The organism is Rhizobium sp. KNZ14-9A (assembly GCF_056755015.1).
On the sequence record NZ_JBPGXB010000004.1, the window covers coordinates 1712658 to 1730056 of the forward strand.

A 17399-nucleotide genomic window follows, 5' to 3' on the forward strand; every position below is an offset into this window, starting at 1 on the left:
GACGACGGCGACCTCGCAGGCTCTCAGAGGCAAGGAACGGGCCACGAGACGATGTCCTAGGACCGGTTCGAGCGCGCTGCGCCCGACCCCTTCTTCCGAGACGCATTCCAAAATCGACGCACGGCCTCAAAATTGAGCACGTCAGCACATCCGGGGTCTTTCCCATCCGAAAGAGCTATCGTTTGGCGCAATCTTCGCCCGTTCGGAGTATTGATGCTGCGCCGTAACGATATAGGCTCTGCGCCGCCGTGACAGCACGCCGAACCGAAAGATATCGGTTGCAAGGGAGGGAGTCCTAGCGCGGTCAAAATCTGGAAAAAGCGAGAAACTGACATGAGACAATCCATGGAGAGGGTCATGGAGCGGCGATTGAGTGCCATCCTCGCTGCCGATGTGGTTGGCTACAGCCGGCTCATGGGCATGGACGAGACGGGCACGCTGCAGGCTTTGAACCGCCATCGCTGCGAACTGGTCGACATCCGCATATCCGATTACAAGGGCCGTATCGTCAAACTGACGGGCGACGGCATCCTGGCCGAGTTTCAGAGCGTCGTGAATGCCGTGGCTTGCGCCGCCGAAATCCAGCGCAGCATGGCCGTGCGCAACGAAAACGTGCCGAAGGAAGAGCGCGTCGAATTCCGCATCGGCATCAATCTCGGCGATGTCGTGGTCGAAAATGACGATATTTTCGGCGACGGTGTCAACCTTGCCGCGCGCCTGGAAGGCATTGCTCCAGTTGGCGGCATTGCCGTATCGGCAACCGTTCGGGATCAGGTCGGTTCACGCCTCAATCTCGGCTTCGATTTTTTAGGTGAACACGTGTTCAAAAATATCCGCCAGCCGGTGCAGGTCTACACGGTTTCCTTCGAGAAGCCGAGTTCTGCCCGCCTCGTCGCGCAGAACCGCAACACCTGTTTCATCGCCGTCCTGCCCTTCACCAATATGAGCGGCGATGCCGATCAGGATTACTTCTCGGACGGCATCACCGAGGACATCATCACCGATCTTTCCAAGGTCTCCAGCCTGCATGTGGTGCCGCGCAACACCGTCTTCACCTATAAGGGCACATCGGTGAAGGTGAAGCAGGTCGCCCAAGAGCTTGGCGTGCGTTATATGCTGGAAGGCAGCGTGCGCATCGTCGGCAAGCGGGTGCGCATCTCCGGCCAGCTGATCGATACGACGAACGGCGATCATCTCTGGGCCGAACGCTATGATCGCGACCTCACCGATATCTTCGCCATCCAGGACGAGATCACCAACGCGATCGTCGGCCAGCTGAAGGTGCGGCTGCTGCCGGAGGAACGCAAGGCGATCGCCGCCGAGCCGACGGCCAATGTCGAAGCCTATACCTATTACCTGAGAGGAAGGCAGCTCTCCCATACCTGGACAAAATCCTATCTGCAGCTTGCCCGGCGCATGTTCTACAAGGCCGTCGAGCTCGATCCGGACTATGGCCGCGCCTATGCCGGCATCGCCGATTGCGATGCCGCGATCCGCGACTGGGCACCTGACGACGTGCCCTTGGAGCGTATCCTCGCAATGAGCGCCAGAGCCCTGGAACTCGATCCCGACCTCGCCGAGGCCCATGCCTCCCGCGGCCTGGCGCTGCATCAAAACGGCGAGGACGACGAGGCCACGGCATCCTTCGAACGCGCGCTGGCGCTCGATCCCAACCTCTATGAAGCAAATTTCCACTATGCCCGCATCTTCTTCATGCGCGGGAATTTCGCCGAGGCGGTGCATTACTTTAGCCGTGCCGCCGAAATCCGCCCCGACGACTATGTTTCGCCGATCCACCTGATGTCCTCGTATCATTCTCTCGGACGGACGGTGGACAAGGAAAGCTGGGCGCGCATGGGCATTGAAAGAGCCGAGCGGGCGCTCAATCAGAACCCGGAAAATTCCGGCCCCGCCCATCGCGGCGCGCTTGCCCTTGCCCATCTCGGTGATGCAGCGCGGGCCTGCGATTGGGCCGCACGGGCAAGCGCCATCGATCCCGATGATATCGTCGCCCAATATAATCTCGCCTGCGTCCACTCCGTACTCGGCCATGTGGAACGGGCGATCAATATCCTGGAGGGCTTGCTGCCCCGCAGTTCAGTCTACCACATCAAATGGTTCACCCATGATTCCGACCTGGACAACCTGCGCCGGCATCCGCGCTTCATGAAACTCGTCGCAGAAGCGATGAAAGAGCGGGAACAGGTGGAAGCATAGGTCACGGCAGAAGAAGGACGTCAATGGAGAGCGCGAAGCGACCCCTATACTCTCGGCTGATAGGCTGCGTCCTGCGGTATCGGGCAAACGGGCTTCTTCTCTGCCGGCACCTACACCAAGGTCCAGTTTGGTGTCTCCGCCACTCTGATAATTCTCCGGGTTGAGAAGCGTAGAGCGAGGCCTAGCTTCCTTTTACCATCCACCTGAAACCCAAAGCCCGGGAGCCTTTCGATGAAGTCCAAAGTAGCTGATGTCCTGACAGAGGTGCTGCATTCGGCCGGGGTCAAGCGGATATATGGCGTAGTCGGAGACAGTCTGAACGGGCTTACGGAAGCGCTTCGAAAAAGAGGCGACATCGAGTGGGTCCATACCCGTCATGAAGAAACGGCAGCCTTCGCGGCGGGGGCCGAAGCCCACCTCAGTGGCGAACTGGCCGTGTGCGCCGGAAGCTGCGGCCCGGGCAACCTCCACCTCATCAACGGCCTGTTCGACTGCCATCGCTCGCGTGTCCCCGTCCTGGCCATTGCCGCGCAGATACCTTCGGCCGAAATCGGCAGAGGCTATTTCCAGGAAACGCATCCCGACCAGCTTTTCCGGGAATGCAGCCACTATTGCGAACTTGTCAGCCATCCGGAGCAATTGCCGGCAGTCATCGAAACGGCCATTCGCACGGCTATCGGAAAGCGCGGCGTTGCCGTCGTGGTCATTTCCGGCGACGTGGCATTGAGCGATTTCACCGCGAAGATTTCGACACCGGCCGCACTCACGCTGTCCCAGCCGAACGTCGTGCCGGCGGACGATCAGATCGATCGATTGTCGGAGCTGCTCAACAACAGTTCGAAAGTCACCCTTCTGTGCGGACGCGGTTGCGAAGGGGCGCATGACGAATTGATCGCATTTGCGGATCGGCTCAAGGCGCCCATTGTCCACGCGCTCGGCGGCAAGGAACATGTCGAGTGGGACAATCCCTTCGATGTCGGCATGACCGGTCTGATCGGCTTCTCTTCGGGTTACAAGGCCATGCTGGAGTGTGACACGCTTCTTATGCTCGGCACCGATTTCCCATATCGGCAGTTCTACCCGACCGACGCCAAGATCGCGCAGGTGGACATTCGCCCGGAAAATCTTGGCCGCAGGGCCTCGCTGGATCTCGCAATCGTCGGCGACGTCAAATCGACACTGGCGGCAATGCTGCCGAAGCTGACGGAGCGAACGGACCGGGATCATCTGGATGCCTGCCTTGCCGCCTATAAGAAGGCGCGGGAAGGCCTCGACGACCTCGCCACCGGCAGAGAGGGCGGCAAGATTCATCCGCAATATGTTGCACGCCTTCTGAGCGAACATGCCTCCGACGACGCCGTTTTCACCTTCGATGTCGGGACCCCCACGATCTGGGCTGCACGCTACCTGAAAATGAACGGAAAGCGTCGCCTGATCGGATCCCTGGTTCACGGGTCGATGGCCAACGCCCTTCCCCAGGCAATAGGCGCACAGGCAACATATAAGGAACGCCAGATCATCAGCATGTCCGGCGATGGTGGCTTTGCCATGTTGATGGGTGACTTCCTGACGCTCGTTCAGCAGAATCTGCCGGTGAAGGTCGTCGTCTTCAACAATTCCGTTCTCGGATTCGTGGCGATGGAAATGAAGGCTTCCGGCTTCCTTGAGACCGGCACCGAACTCAAGAATCCGGATTTTGCGGCGGTTGCCCGCGCAGCCGGAGTCCATGGCGTTCGCGTGGAGGATCCCGCCGAACTCGACGGTGCCATCAGGGAAATCCTGGCGCATCCCGGCCCGGCACTGCTCGACGTCGTTACCAATACGCAGGAATTGTCGATGCCGCCCAGGATCGAAGCAGCGCAAGTGAAGGGTTTCGGTCTCTGGGCCATTCGCGCGGTGATGAATGGCCGGGGAGACGAACTCGTGGACCTGACTGTCTCGAATTTCCTGTCTCGGTGAATGGGACGCTACAGTAGATGGAAACCCTGCCGACGGCTTCGACCCCGGCCGGCAGGTTGTAGAAGCCGATGAAGCTTGATTCAATTCAGATAGGCATCGCGCCAATCACTGCCAGAACCGATCGTCATGCCAGCCTCGTTGAACAGATGAACGAAAGGTTCTCGTATGACGATCGGGATCCGTTCGCCCGAGACTGCCCGGCTGATGCCACGCAGTGCCACGGTGAAGCCATTCCCGGTCGCCGTCCCGGCATGGATGATCGTTTCCGAACCGAGGACTTCGGTGTCGCCGACCACGATCTGCAGGCTGCCCTCTCCGATTTCGCAATGTTCGGGCCTTATGCCGAATGTGACCGGGGCGCCATCGGGCAAATCGACTTGGCGACCGGGCAAGGGAATGTGGGTGCCGTCCTCAAGCGAAACGCCCATCGTGTCACCACTGCGCGCGATCCGGCCCGCGAGAAGGTTCATGGGCGGTGCGCCAAGAAAGCGGGCGACGAAAAGGTTGGCCGGGCGCGCATAAAGCTCGATCGGCGGGCCGACCTGTTCGATGCGGCCTTCGTTGAGCACGACGATCTGGTCGGCCATGGTCATTGCCTCGACCTGATCATGCGTGACGTAGACCATCGTCGACTTCAGCCGCCGATGCAGGCTGATCAGTTCCCCGCGCATCTTTACACGCAGTTCGGCATCGAGATTGGAGAGCGGCTCGTCGAAGAGAAAGGCCTTCGGCTCCTTGACGATGGCGCGGCCGATCGCAACACGCTGGCTCTGGCCGCCGGACAGCTGGCTCGGGCGACGGCTCATCAGGTGCTCGATCTGCAGAATATTGGCCGCCTTGGCGACGCGGGCGGCGATCTCCTGCCTGGCAAGTTTCTGGTTCTCCAGGCCGAATTTGAGGTTCTGCTCGACATTCATGTGCGGATAAAGCGCATAGGACTGGAAGACCATCGCCATGCCGCGCGCGGATGGCAGAAGATGGTCGCAGCGCTGGCCATCGATGCGGATTTCCCCTGACGTGACCTCCTCCAGCCCTGCCATCATGCGCAAGAGGGTCGACTTGCCACAGCCGGACGGCCCGACAAAGACGGTGAACGAACCGTCGGCGATAGCGAGATCAATACCGTGTATGACTTCGAGACTTTGAAAGGCCTTGCGGACTGCCTTGAGTTCAATGCCGGCCATTATGCCACCGTCTTAAGTTCAATCGACTGGCCCGCTTCGATGGGCGTGTTCCCAGCAAGGCGATGCTTCAAATCGTCCACCGAGATTTCAGCGACCCTGAGGCTGCCTCCGAGCACGGCGAGAGTGAGACCATCGCCCTTGCGGGTCAATGTGCCGAATGCGCTGCCGGCTGACCAAAATAGACGATAGTCGCCTTGCACTTTCGGTGCGAAGGCAAGCGTGCCGGAGACGAAATCGGCGCTGAGCCCCGAGAAGGCGTTGACCAGCTGCCAGGCCGACATCGAGCGTGCGTAATAGGAGCCGCATTCGATATCGTTCCAGGGGTTGCGGCGCGAACCGTCATGGCGGTTGCGGGCGCCGCAGACAATATCCATGCCCTCCTCGATGAGGCCATGCATGATGAGGTGCGAGGCGGCCATATATTCGATGCCGGTCCAGACCTCTTCGGCATAGGGCGCAGCGACCATCGGCTGGCGAATGCCTTCGGGATAGGTTGCGATCAACAGCCCGGCCTCGTCCTCATACGCGTAATTGCGGCAGGGGTTGAAGTGATCTTCCAGCGTCGGGCGGAAGTTGTTCCTGTGCACCGATTTCAGCGCGATCCTGACCTTGTCGGCATCGAGGAACCCGCCGATCCCGGCGACCTCCGCATGCCATTGGCCGAGGATCTGATCGGAGATGCAGCCCTCGCCCATCTGGTATTTGAGCTCCTGGAATTCCTCCGACCAGTAGGTTTCCATGAAACCATCGGCGAGAACGCCGGCGGCGCGGCCGACATCGAAGGGTATCAGCACGTCCTTGTCGGAGAGATCGATCTTCTGAGTGAACCAACGGCCGTTGAAGAGTTCGGAATTGATATAGGCCGCACCGGCTTTGCCCATGCGCGCCGTCTTTTCCGAGAGCTCGGTATCGCCGAGGACCGCCGCCATTTCGGAAACGCCGAGAAGGGCCGCCACATACATGGAGGCGAGCCACGAGTTCGGCCCGAACAGTTCCATATCGAGGGTCTGATGCTGGCGGCCTGAGAGAATGCCGGTCCGATCGGGATCCCAACGGTCAGGATTTTCGGGCGACCAGGCATATTCGATGGCTCGTTTGACATTCGGCCAGTAGCGGCGCAGCCACTCGGTATCGCCGCAAAGCTTCCAGTCTCGATAGGTCTTGATGATCGCGCCGAAATGCCCGTCGGCGCAGGGGCCGATAATATCGAAACCTGAGCCGAGCGGCAGCTTCTGGCGGAAAGTCAGCCCGCCGGTCGGCAACTGATTGTAGCTGAATTCGGTCTCGCGCAGCGTCCGCTCAATGGCAGGGAAAAGATGCGAGACCGCCTGCTGGTAATTCCAGACATGGGTGCAGGTGCCCTCGCAGGAGCCATCCTGGGTATGTTGGCCTTCCCAGGCCCAGAGTTCGCCATTCTCCAGCCGGATGCAGGTCGCGGTGCGCAGCAGCGCCAGCGTCGCGCTCGCCGCGTCCTTGACTTCTGCCGGAAGCGTCGTTTCGAAAAGTCCGTTCCGGAAGGCTTCGGTTTGCAAGTGCAATGCGTCCCAGCGCGTCAGGGCTTCAGTAGCGCTTGCGGTCGAATCCGCCCATTGCGTCGCATAATAGTTCGTCCAGCTCGGCGTTGGCCGATCGGGAATGGCCCCATCAGGCTTGTCGCGATAGGCCCAGTAGACATCGCCTTGCGGGAAGTTCCAGGTGATGACGAAGCGCAGCTTCTTACGTCCTCCGGGTGCCAGGACGAAGCGGGCGCCGAGCGTGCCGTGTTCCGGCTGCAGGCTCATGTGCCGGGAGCTGCGCGGTTCATCGTAGTGTCGCTTCGGCAGACGACCGGGCCTTGCAAACTCCTTCCAGTAGACCGAGAGATCGTCGAACCACTGGCCCCGATAGTGATGGTCGGTATGCTCGACATCATCAGCATCCGTTGCGATCGTCAGATCGCCGCGTTGCGTCGCCGGCACCGTCGTGTCAGACGAGGTCAGATGCAGGCTGCTGATCCCAGCTTCCTGTCTGAACGTGTGGATGCCGCTGTTCGAGCCGTAATTGCCGAGCGTGCCGGCAAGCGTATAGGTCAGTTCGTCCGCGGTATCGTTGACAACATCGAATTCGAACATCGCAACCGGCATCGAGGAATCGCGGTCGTTGTGGGGAATGAAAGGGCTCAGCGCCGTCAGCCTGACGCCGCCGGGGAAACGCTGATCGTTAAAGACGAGATCGGCGATCGGGAAACGCCCGTAAAAATCGACCTCTTGGAAATGCGGCACGCCGACCAGCGTCTGGCGGTTGGCGCCATGGCCAAAACCGTCGAACATCTTGCGCAGGCCCGGCGCGCCGGAAGGGTTCAGATCATAGGGGCCGTTGAGCACACGGGCATCGACCAGTTCCCCACCCTTCTCGGCCTTGATGGCGAAATGCGAGTAGCCGTTATAGCCCTGCAGCGCCGGCCGGTTGCGGATCGACCAATCGATCAGCCGGCCGCTGCCGGAGATCGACAGCCCGCCGGAGCCGATGCCGCCGAGAGGAAAAGCAATATGGCGCGTGCGCGCGCCTTTATAGGCAAAGCGAGGTTCGATGGAAGCGAGATCATCCCACATGAAATCAATGTCCCTGATGTTAGTTCTTGATGCCGCTCATCGTGATGCCTTCGATCACGAATTTCTGGGCGAGGAGAAAGAGGAGAACGACGGGCAGGATCGACATGCTCATCGCCGCCATCACCACCGAGAGATTGCCGGAGGCCATGTAGCCGCGCAGCACGTCCATCGCGACCGGAAGCGTCAGCGATTCATTCGAGCTCAAAAGCACCTTAGCCTGGAAATAATAGTTCCAGGTCTGGGTGAAAGTGATAATGCCGAGGGCCGAGAGTGCCGGGCGAAGCTGCGGTAGCGAGATCCGCCAGAAGATCTTGAAATAGCCGGCGCCATCCATCAGCGCCGCTTCCTCCAGCGCCTTCGGCTGGCTGAGCATGAATTGCCGCACCAGGAAGATGCCGAAACTGGAGGTGAGATACATAAGCGCCAGCCCGATCGGCTTGTCGAGCAGGCCGAGCCGCGCATAGCCGAGATAGATCGGCAGGATCGTCACCTGGGCTGGAAACATCAGTCCGATAAGCAGGATGAAGAACAATGTATCGCGTCCGCGGAAGTTCAGCCTGGCGAAGGCGAAAGCCGCGAACGTGCAGGTCACCATCTGGCCGACGGTGACGATGACGGCGATCATGACCGAGTTGAAATAGATCTCCAGGAACGGCACGCGCGAGGCCAGCACCTGCCGATAGTTGGTGAGGTTTAAATTCGGCGGCAGGAAGCTCGGCGGCAGCTTGTAGGCATCCGAGACCGGCCGGAACGACATCGAAAACAACCAGAGGAAGGGCAGCAGCATGCCGATCGCCATCACCACCATGGTGGCGATGATCGCCCAGTCGATCCAGCGCCGGGCCGCGCGTGTCTGCATCATACTGTTCATTGCTGCACCCACTTGCGCGAGAGGACCTGCTGGATGGCGGTGATGATGAGGATGATCACGGTCATGACGACGGAAATCGAGGCGGCATAGCCGATCTGGAAGCTGCCGAAGCCCTCCTCGACGATCTGGATCGACAGCGAGCGCGTGGCGTCACCCGGACCGCCCTGCGTCAGGATGACGATCGATTCGAACACCTGCAGCGCGCCGATCGAGGCGTAGACGATGCAGAAGAAGACGACTGGCGAGATATAGGGCAGCGTGATGCGGAAGAACTGGCGCCAGGCAGGCGTCCCGTCCATCACCGCCGCCTCCAGGATATTCTTCGGCACGCCCTGCAGGGCTGCAATGAAGATGATCATGAAGAAGCCGGTATTCTTCCAGACGTCCATGATGATGATCGAGGTCATCGCCTGGCCGGCATCGGTGAGCCAGCGTACACCCGGCAGACCGATCAGCCGCAGGTAATAATTGATGACGCCGAGATCATCGCCATAAAAATAAGTCCAGACGATCGAGACGAAGGCGGCAGCGATGATGACGGGCAGAAAGAAGGCGAGCCGGAAGAAATAGAGCAGCCAGCCCGGCATGGCGCGGTTCAGCGCCAGCGCCAGTACAAGCCCGATCGAAACGTTGAAGGTGACGGCAAAGAGCGCAAAGCGCAGCGTGTTCCAGAGGATCTGAAGCGAGCGCTGATCGGTGAAGAAGCGGACGAAGTTGTCGAAACCAACCCATTGCGAACCGAGCATTGGATCGTAATAGGCAAAGGCGAGGATCGTTGTGACGATGACAGGCGCGATGACGAAGGTCAGGTAAAGCACCGTTGCCGGCAGCACGAAGAGATAGCCGGTCGCTGCCTGTGCGCGGCGTAGCTGTGAAGGCTGGTGTCTTTCGAAAGTGGCGGTCATGGCATCTGCTCGAATGGCGGACATGGTTTGTCATCCGCCGCGCCCGGAATGGCAGATGCCTGTATGGCAACATGCCACCCGGCCGCGACGGCGGGAGGGCGATCGTGAGAACCCTAGATCGATCAGCCGCCCATGCGCTTCTTCAGCCGCTCGAAGGAGGCGTTGAGCTCTGCATCTGCCTGCCTCACGCCATCGGCAATCGAGACCTCGCCGGCCATCATTGCCGTGTAGTAGCGGATGAAGATCTTCTCGACTTCCTGGAAATTGGCGGGAGACGGCACAGCCTTGGTGTTCGGCAGCGTCTGGTAATAGAGCGCGGCACTCGGCGGGAAGCTCAGGAACCCCGGGGTCTCGGCGGCCGACTTGCGGCCGGGAACGCCACCACCCTTTTCGCCCTCCTCCTTCTGCGTCTCCTCGCTTGTCAGCTCAAGGATCAGCGCCTTGGCAAGATCGGGCTCTTTGCTCGTCTTGGCGACAGCGTAACCGCCGAAGCCGATCACGGTCGTGTCGGTCACCTTGCTCGGCGGAATGGCGACATCCATGTTGAGCTTGTTGTTCTTGGCGCTCTGGACGATCCAGTGGCCGCGACTGATCATCGCCACCTGGCCGGCCATGAACTGGTTGTCCATCATATCCTTGCCAGGGATCGGCGAGACGCCGTCGACATGGATGAGGTCATGGAGGAACTGCAGGCTTTCGGCGACCTTGGGGTCGAGCATGTTGGATGCCGTCCACTCGTCGTTGATAGCGCCGGTGCCATTCGAGAAGAACCATGGCTGGACGAAGAAGTTCTGGTTCGGCACCTCATAACCGAACTGGGTGACATTGCCCGACGCATCCTTGACCGTCAGCTTCTTGGCGACGTCGCGGAATTCGTCCCAGGTCCATTTGCCGTCCTTCGGATAGGCAATCCCGGCCTTGTCGAACAGATCCCTGTTGTAGTTGATCATGATGTTGTTCCAGCCGATCGGGATATAGTTGATATCCCCCTTGTAGCTCGACTGCTTGAAGAGGCTCGGCGCGAAGTCGGAAAAGCCCGGGTTGGCGGCCACGAAATCGTTGAGCGGCAGAAAGAGAGAGCGCGACGAGAAGCTCTGGAAGGTCTCGATCGCCGTGCCATAGACATCGGCCTGCTGGCCGGAATTGAACTGGCTGAAGACCTTGGTGACATAGTCGCCCCAGCCGGTCGAAATCGGATCGACGGAAAGCTCGACGTTGACGTTGGGATATTTCTTGTTGAAACGCGCAATCGCGTTGGTCATGGCCGATAGTTCGGCGTCACCGCCGAAGCCCTGCATCTTCAGGGTCGCCGTGACATCCGATTGCGCGAAGGCACGGCCGACACTTGCGCCGACGGCAAGAGCGGCAGACGAAATCAGCAGCGAACGCCGCGAGAACTCATGCATGTGATCCTCCCTTTGCGCCACCTCCGGCGCGTTCCCATATGTCCCGGCCTCCACCGGTCGAAACGTTTCGTATGCTCTTTCTCAGATATCGCGGACCCAGTTCCTCTCCGGTTCCGCGTTGCGTCATTTGCTTAGTCGAAACGTTTCGTATAAGAGCATCAGAACGCTCTCATGGCAAGAGGGCCCGAGAAAAAGCTCCGGAGGGACGGGATGGCCACCATCAAGGATGTGGCGAAACGGGCGGGTGTCGCCATATCGACGGCTTCAGCTGCACTCAATCGTTCAGCTCCCGTCAGCGACGAGGTGATCGCCAAGGTCGAGGCTGCCGTCCGCGACATCGGATATATCCCGCATGGCGGCGCGCGCAGCCTGCGCATGGGCCGATCGCGGCTGATCGGCCTGATATTGCCCGATATCACCAACCCACATTTCGCCAAGGTCGCCAAGGTCGTCGAATCCGCCTGCCTCAATGCCGGTTACATGGCGGCGGTCTATTCGACAAGCGAGGATCATGATCGCGAGCAGCAGATCCTGACCATGATGCGCATGCAGCGCGTCGAAGGGCTCATCATTATTCCGACACGCTCGGATGCCGAACATGGCGCCCGCATGGTCGACAAGATCCATGTGCCGACGATCCTGCTCGACAGCTTCATCGAGGGCTTGCCCTATGACGTGATCAAGCTAGACAATATCGCCGCCGGCCGCATCGCCACGGAGCATCTGATCGGCCTTGGTCACAGACGGATTGCAGTGACCGTCGGGCGCAACAACATCATCACCGGTGAAGATCGTCTTGCCGGCTATATGCAAGCCCATGCTGCCCATAACCTGCCGGTTGATCCAGGTCTGCTGCTTCAGGGGCGTTTCGACCAGGCGCTCGCGCACGACAGCACGATCGGGCGCATGCGCGAGCCGGATCCGCCGACCGCGATTTTTGCACTGTCGAACATGATGACGCTCGGCGTCCTGAATGCGCTGCGCGAATTGGGTATTAGAGTGCCTGATGACGTCTCGGTCATCGGGATAGACGATTTCGATTTTGCAAACATCATGAACCCACCGCCGACAGTCGTTGCGGCCCCGGTGCTTGAGATGGCCCAAAAGGCGATCGCCACGCTTCTCAGCGAGATCTCCGACAAAACGCCGCCAAATGCCGCGCGGACGATCTTTTCCCCAAAGCTGATCCTTCGCGAATCCTGCGCGGCACCCGCAGCCGAGCGGGCAGAGAGCATAACCTGAGAAGCAGCAGTCGATTGAGATCGGCGCGGCGTCGCATACCATTGTGTTCGCTTCATAAAAGCATCATGCGCATTTGCAATGAGAAGTACTGAACTGCTCGCCATCCTCAGTCATCACACGGATTGTCTTCATGAAATTGTCTTCGACCGCCGCGCGTCTGTCACCAACAGCCTCGCCTCGCCTTCTCGTACTCGCCGAAACAGCCCTCAAGGCAGGAGAGACGGCGCGCAATGCGCTCAGACGACGCACGGCCGCCGAGATGGTCCACAAGGCGCCGCGCGATTACCAGACGGAAATCGATGTCGCGGTTGAACGGATCATCGTCGAGGAGATGATGGGCGCATTCCCCGCCTATGCGATCCAGGGCGAGGAAGAGGTCGGCAACCGCCAGGCCGGCGCGGATGCACCGGTCATCTATATCGACCCGATCGACGGCACGACCAATTTTGCCTGGGGCATCCCGCATTTCGGCATGACGATCTCGATCGCCGAGGCCGGCGGCCGTGTCGTTGCGGGCGTCGTCTATGACGCCATGCAGGACGAGCTCTTCAGTGCGGAGGCCGGCAGCGGCGCCTGGCTGAACGGCGAACAGATCCATTGCGCCGCGGTTGCCGATATCCAGAACGTGCTCGTCGGTGCCGGCCTGCCGATCCCCGGCCAGGTCAAGGCGGTCCCGGAAGAGCTTTATTTCGATGCCGTCAAGCGCCTTATGGCCAATACCGCCGGCGTGCGTCGTCTCGGTTCGGCAGCGCTTTCGATCGCCTATGTCGCCTGCGGCCGGCTGGACGGCTTTTTCGAGGACGGCCTGTCGGTCCATGACTTTGGCGCCTCGGCACTGATGGTCGAGGAAGCGGGCGGTATCGTCACGAGATTTTCAGGCGCCGCCGTCACCGGCAAAGGCGACATCCTGGCGGCAAGCAAGGCACTCTATCCCTGGCTGCAGGAAGGTTTTCAGCCGAAGGCCTGAGACACGTCAGGCCGTAAAGAGCGGCTGCACGGTTGCAGCCGTTTGTGCCACTGCCGACTGGTGGATCAGCGCATTGTCGCGAAAGGCGAAGAAGCCGGAGCAGCTGGTGGTGACGACCATCCCGGCTCTGATCATGTCGGTCGGCGCAACCATTGCCTTCAGCCTGACATGATCGGCAAGGTCGATATCGACAATCTTGTGCGTGCCGAAATCGCTGACCCGGTGGACGGTCGCGTCTGCCGCCCGGCTGACAGGGCGCACCGTCAGGGCTTCCGGGCGCATCGCCAGCGTCACCGGACCATCCGCAGCGGGAATGGAAAAGCCGAAAAGCGGATGCGTGCAGACCCCGTTGCGGATCTCGCTCTCAACGAAATTCATCGAGCCTATGAAGCCCGCGACGAAAGCCGTCTGTGGCTCGCGATAGATTGTGCTCGGCGGAGCCACCTGTTCTGTGCGGCCATCGCGCATGACGACGATGCGGTCGGCAAGTGCCAGGGCCTCGTCCTGACCGTGGGTGACGAACAATGTTGTGATGCCGAGCCGCTGCTGGATGTCGCGGACCTCCTCTCGCAACCGCTCGCGCAGATGCTGGTCGAGGCTGGCGAAAGGCTCGTCCAGCAGCAGGATCTTCGGCTCAAGAACGAGCGAGCGGGCAAGTGCGACACGCTGCTGCTGGCCGCCGGAAAGCTGAGTCACTGCGCGCCGCCCGTAATCGGCAAGGCCGACGAGGGCGAGAGCGTCCTCGACGCGCTGGCGGATTTCGGCCTTCGGCAGGCGCCGCAGCTTCAGGCCGAAGGCGATATTGTTGAAGACATCCATATGCGTCCAGAGCGCATGGCTCTGGAAGACCATGCCGGTCGGGCGCCGCTCCGGCGGCAGATTCGTCACATCCCTGGCGTCGATGCGAATGCTGCCTTCGCTCGGCCGCTCGAAGCCGCCGATCATGCGAAGCAGCGTCGATTTGCCTGAGCCTGATGGGCCGAGCAGGCAGACGAGTTCGCCGTCTCCAACCTCGAGCGAGAAGTCACGGACGGCAAAGGTGTGGCCGAAGCTCTTCGCAACGCCTTCGATCGCCAGATGTGCCATTCTTGAAACCCTTTCTGCCGGCGCTCAGGCGCCGAAGCCCCGCGCGAAGGCGCCCGTCCCGACGACGCGCCGCGCAAATATCAATGCCGCAAAGGACGGCACCCACAGCATGACGGAGAGGACCGCGCCATATTGCACGACGATCTGGTTGTTGATGAAGCTGATCATCAGCACCGGCATGGTACGGATCTCCGGCGCACCGATCAGCCAGGCGCCTTCCGTCTCATAGAAAGTGCCGACAAAGGTCAGAAGCACTGCCGCCGATATCGTCGGCGCAGCCTGCGGCAAGGTGATCGACCAGAAGACGCGAAGCGGCGTGGCACCGGCGTCGCGTGCTGCCTCCTCCATGCGCCGGTCGACATTCTGGAAGGCGGCAACGGGAATCCAGATCATCAGCATCAGCGTGCCGACGAGCTGGATCAGCACCACGCCCCAGAAGGTGCTGATCAGCCCCATCTGCAGGAAGATGCCGGCAATCGCCACCAGCAGGCCGAATTTCGGAAAGGCATGTGAAGCGAGGAACGACAGGAACAGGATATTGCGGCCAGGAAACGCATTCTTGCGAAAGCATAGGCGGCCGGAAGGCAGATGATTGCCGAAAGCAGCGTCACCGTCGCCGTCAGCCGCAGGCTGAGAAACAGCGCATCCCAGACATCCTTGCGCGCCAGCGTCTGCGACCAGAAACGCAGGCCGAACTGCTGGGGAATGACGGAAGGATAGCGCCAGACCTCGGTGAAGGCCCAGGTGGCGACAACCAGCAGCGGCAGTGCGATGAACAGCGTGAGCAGGAGCGAAAGAGCAAAGCCTGCCCAATCGAATTTCAAGGCGGTCGACTGGCGCATCATCGGCCCTCGCGATTGCGGGCGATCGACCAGACGTAGAAGATGCCGAAGAGAAGACAGAAGCCGAAGGTGATGACCGCTTGCGTGAGCGCACTCAGCGGATCGTTCATGTCGGCAAAGGTGCGCTGCATGAAAGGCCCCATCATCTCCGGCGAGGCGGGACCGAGCACATAGGGCAGTGTGAAGGCTGAGAATATGCCGAGAACGGCAAAGGAAGCGGTGACCAGCAGGGAATTGCCCATGCGCGGCAGAATGATCGAGACAAAGACCCTGAAAGGCGTCGCGCCGACGTCGCGGGCCGCCTCGATGGAGCTATTGGAAACGGACGTGAGCCCCGCCGTCAGCATCAGCACGGTCAAGGGCAGATTGTCCCAGACGAGGCCGATGACCGGTCCCCAGGGCGTCAGATAGGGGCTCGGCAGCTTGGGAAGGCCGACGGCATTGAGCAGGATGTCGACCGTGCCATTCGGTCCGATCGTGCGGATCAGCGCATAGGAAAGGATGATCGAGGGCACGAACATGGGAAAGATCGCGAGGCCCTGCACATAGGCGGCAAGGCGACCGCCGGAAAAGCGTAGGTAGAGGGCAATCGGAAGGCCGATCACAAGCAAAAGCAGGCCGCAGATGAAAGTCGTCCACAGCGTCAGCCAGAGGTTGGCCAGACTGTAACCATCAGTGAAGAAGAATTGGTAGGAGGCAAGCGAAAACTCGGTCGTCCCGTCCGGCTGACGGACGAAGATGGTGGTCGTAATCGCCGAGAAGATCGGAAGGATGATCAGCCAGCCGACCAGAAAGACCGGCATGCCGACGAGGAGGAGCCCGTAAAGGCTCCCCCTGCCTGGAGACTGAGCGCGGCGCGTGACCGCAGGCTGCGCGGCATCCAACGCCATCAGGTGCGGCTGATTCCGGGAGCGACGTTGCGATACCAGCCGTCATTGATCGCCTTTTCCCAATCGCCGCCCGGGAAGGTCGGGATGGTCGCCGGGATGACGTCGGCATATTTCTTGCGCAGGTCTTCAGAAATGTGATCCCAGGAAACGCCCGGGAAGCCGCCGATCTCGGTGATGATGGCTTCCTGCATCTCGCTCGTCAGCATGAAGGCTGCGAGCTTGAGGGCGGCGTCCTTGTTGGCGCCGTTCGTGAATATCGTCATGGCGGAAAAACCGCCGCAGAGCGCGAGGTCAGAGAGCTGCACGAGGCCGGTGGTCTCGGGCAGAACGCCCTGGGAGATCGCCTGCAGGACCTGGTCGGACCAGACCGGAGCGATGGTGACGACGCCTTGGGCGAGCAGCTGGATCGACTGCGTGTTGCCGGCGGTATAGGCGCCCTTCTGGTAGAGCGACGGCGCGAGATCGTTGAGGATCTGCCAGGCCGGCGTCAGCGTCTGGCTGGCATAGTCGGCAGTAAAATTGTCGATCTTGAACTTCTTCGGATCGCGGCCGTTGGCTTCATGGATGGCACGGCGGACGAAATTGCCGCCCGAACCGCCCTTGTCCGGACGATTGTAGATGAACTGGCCGGGATTGGCCTTGATCCAGGCCGTCAGCTGTTCCCAGGTCTTCGGCGCATCCTTCTGGTCGAGCTTGGTCTTGTCATAGGCAAGCAGAACCTGCGAGCCGCGATAGGGCAGCGCGTAGGGCGTATCGAAAGCGAGCGGGTTGACGCGGTCGAAGCCCTGGACATTCTCAGCGGAGAACTTCACCCAGAGACCGGCATCAATACCACCGGCCGGAAGGCGCGGATCAAACTGTTCGAAGAGATCGGCCTGCGGATCGGTCTTGGTCTTAAGTGCTGCAAGAGTACGGTCGGCAATGGCGCGCAGGCCATTATTGTCGCCGGCATCGGTGACCTTCAGCGTGACGTCCGGATGAGCTTTTTCGAAAGCCGGACGGATGATGTTGTTCCAGAGGTCGATGATATTGGAATCCGAGCCGCTGTAGAGGTCGATCGTGCCTGCGGCGGCCGAGGCGAAGCGCGGAAGAGCCAGAAGGCCCGCAGCCGCCGACGATGTGATCAGAAATTCGCGTCTATTCATATCCTGTCTCCCTTCGCTATCGAGGCTGCGCCCCAGATGAGTTCTGAGACTTGCTAGCCCTGGCGCGTAACATCGGAATGACAGAAGCGAAGAG

The 17399-nt window shown here is 60.5% G+C and carries 12 protein-coding genes and 1 pseudogene; 4 read left to right on the forward strand and 9 right to left on the reverse strand.

Going from position 1 to position 17399, the window contains the following annotated elements:
• The first annotated feature begins 357 nt into the window (after positions 1-357).
• A complete protein-coding gene (locus ACR9ZQ_RS38220) occupies positions 358-2217 on the forward strand; it encodes a TPR end-of-group domain-containing protein (protein ID WP_481430994.1) in 1860 nt (619 codons plus the stop codon).
• A gap of 231 nt (positions 2218-2448) precedes the next feature.
• Positions 2449-4176, forward strand: a complete 1728-nt coding sequence (gene poxB, locus ACR9ZQ_RS38225) for a ubiquinone-dependent pyruvate dehydrogenase (RefSeq protein WP_481430450.1) — start codon at positions 2449-2451, stop codon at positions 4174-4176.
• An 80-nt stretch (positions 4177-4256) separates the two neighbouring features.
• Here the strand turns inward: poxB and ACR9ZQ_RS38230 are convergent, their stop codons facing one another.
• From ACR9ZQ_RS38230 to ACR9ZQ_RS38250, 5 genes are all read right to left on the reverse strand, one after another.
• On the reverse strand, positions 4257-5360 hold the full coding sequence (locus ACR9ZQ_RS38230; RefSeq protein WP_481430451.1) for an ABC transporter ATP-binding protein: 1104 nt from the start codon (positions 5358-5360) through the stop codon (positions 4257-4259).
• A complete protein-coding gene (locus tag ACR9ZQ_RS38235; protein WP_481430452.1) occupies positions 5360-7951 on the reverse strand; it encodes a GH116 family glycosyl-hydrolase in 2592 nt (863 codons plus the stop codon). The genes ACR9ZQ_RS38230 and ACR9ZQ_RS38235 overlap by 1 nt, the downstream gene beginning before the upstream one ends.
• A gap of 19 nt (positions 7952-7970) precedes the next feature.
• A complete protein-coding gene (locus tag ACR9ZQ_RS38240) occupies positions 7971-8822 on the reverse strand; it encodes a carbohydrate ABC transporter permease (protein ID WP_481430453.1) in 852 nt (283 codons plus the stop codon).
• The gene (locus tag ACR9ZQ_RS38245; RefSeq protein ID WP_442207678.1) at positions 8819-9751 is read right to left on the reverse strand and encodes a carbohydrate ABC transporter permease; all 933 of its coding nucleotides are present in this window, start codon (positions 9749-9751) and stop codon (positions 8819-8821) included. The genes ACR9ZQ_RS38240 and ACR9ZQ_RS38245 overlap by 4 nt, the downstream gene beginning before the upstream one ends.
• 98 nt (positions 9752-9849) lie before the next feature.
• A complete protein-coding gene (locus ACR9ZQ_RS38250; protein WP_481430454.1) occupies positions 9850-11133 on the reverse strand; it encodes an ABC transporter substrate-binding protein in 1284 nt (427 codons plus the stop codon).
• Between the two features lie 210 nt (positions 11134-11343).
• Here ACR9ZQ_RS38250 and ACR9ZQ_RS38255 point away from each other — a divergent pair, with 210 nt between their 5' ends.
• Together ACR9ZQ_RS38255 and ACR9ZQ_RS38260 are read left to right on the forward strand one after the other, a co-directional pair.
• Positions 11344-12375, forward strand: coding sequence for a LacI family DNA-binding transcriptional regulator (locus tag ACR9ZQ_RS38255; protein WP_481430455.1), 1032 nt, complete (start codon positions 11344-11346; stop codon positions 12373-12375).
• A 130-nt stretch (positions 12376-12505) separates the two neighbouring features.
• Positions 12506-13342: an inositol monophosphatase family protein gene (locus tag ACR9ZQ_RS38260; RefSeq protein WP_481430456.1), complete on the forward strand. Its 837-nt coding sequence runs from the start codon at positions 12506-12508 to the stop codon at positions 13340-13342.
• Positions 13343-13348: 6 nt separating this feature from the next.
• Here the strand turns inward: ACR9ZQ_RS38260 and ACR9ZQ_RS38265 are convergent, their stop codons facing one another.
• The 4 genes and pseudogenes from ACR9ZQ_RS38265 to ACR9ZQ_RS38280 form a co-directional block, all read right to left on the reverse strand.
• Complete coding sequence (locus ACR9ZQ_RS38265; RefSeq protein WP_481430457.1) at positions 13349-14428, reverse strand: ABC transporter ATP-binding protein; 1080 nt, start codon at positions 14426-14428, stop codon at positions 13349-13351.
• A gap of 24 nt (positions 14429-14452) precedes the next feature.
• Positions 14453-15273: pseudogene (locus tag ACR9ZQ_RS38270) on the reverse strand (ABC transporter permease).
• The gene (locus tag ACR9ZQ_RS38275) at positions 15270-16160 is read right to left on the reverse strand and encodes an ABC transporter permease (RefSeq protein ID WP_481430458.1); all 891 of its coding nucleotides are present in this window, start codon (positions 16158-16160) and stop codon (positions 15270-15272) included. The pseudogene ACR9ZQ_RS38270 and the gene ACR9ZQ_RS38275 overlap by 4 nt, the downstream one beginning before the upstream one ends.
• The gene (locus ACR9ZQ_RS38280) at positions 16160-17305 is read right to left on the reverse strand and encodes an extracellular solute-binding protein (protein ID WP_113323835.1); all 1146 of its coding nucleotides are present in this window, start codon (positions 17303-17305) and stop codon (positions 16160-16162) included. The genes ACR9ZQ_RS38275 and ACR9ZQ_RS38280 overlap by 1 nt, the downstream gene beginning before the upstream one ends.
• Positions 17306-17399: the final 94 nt, after the last annotated feature.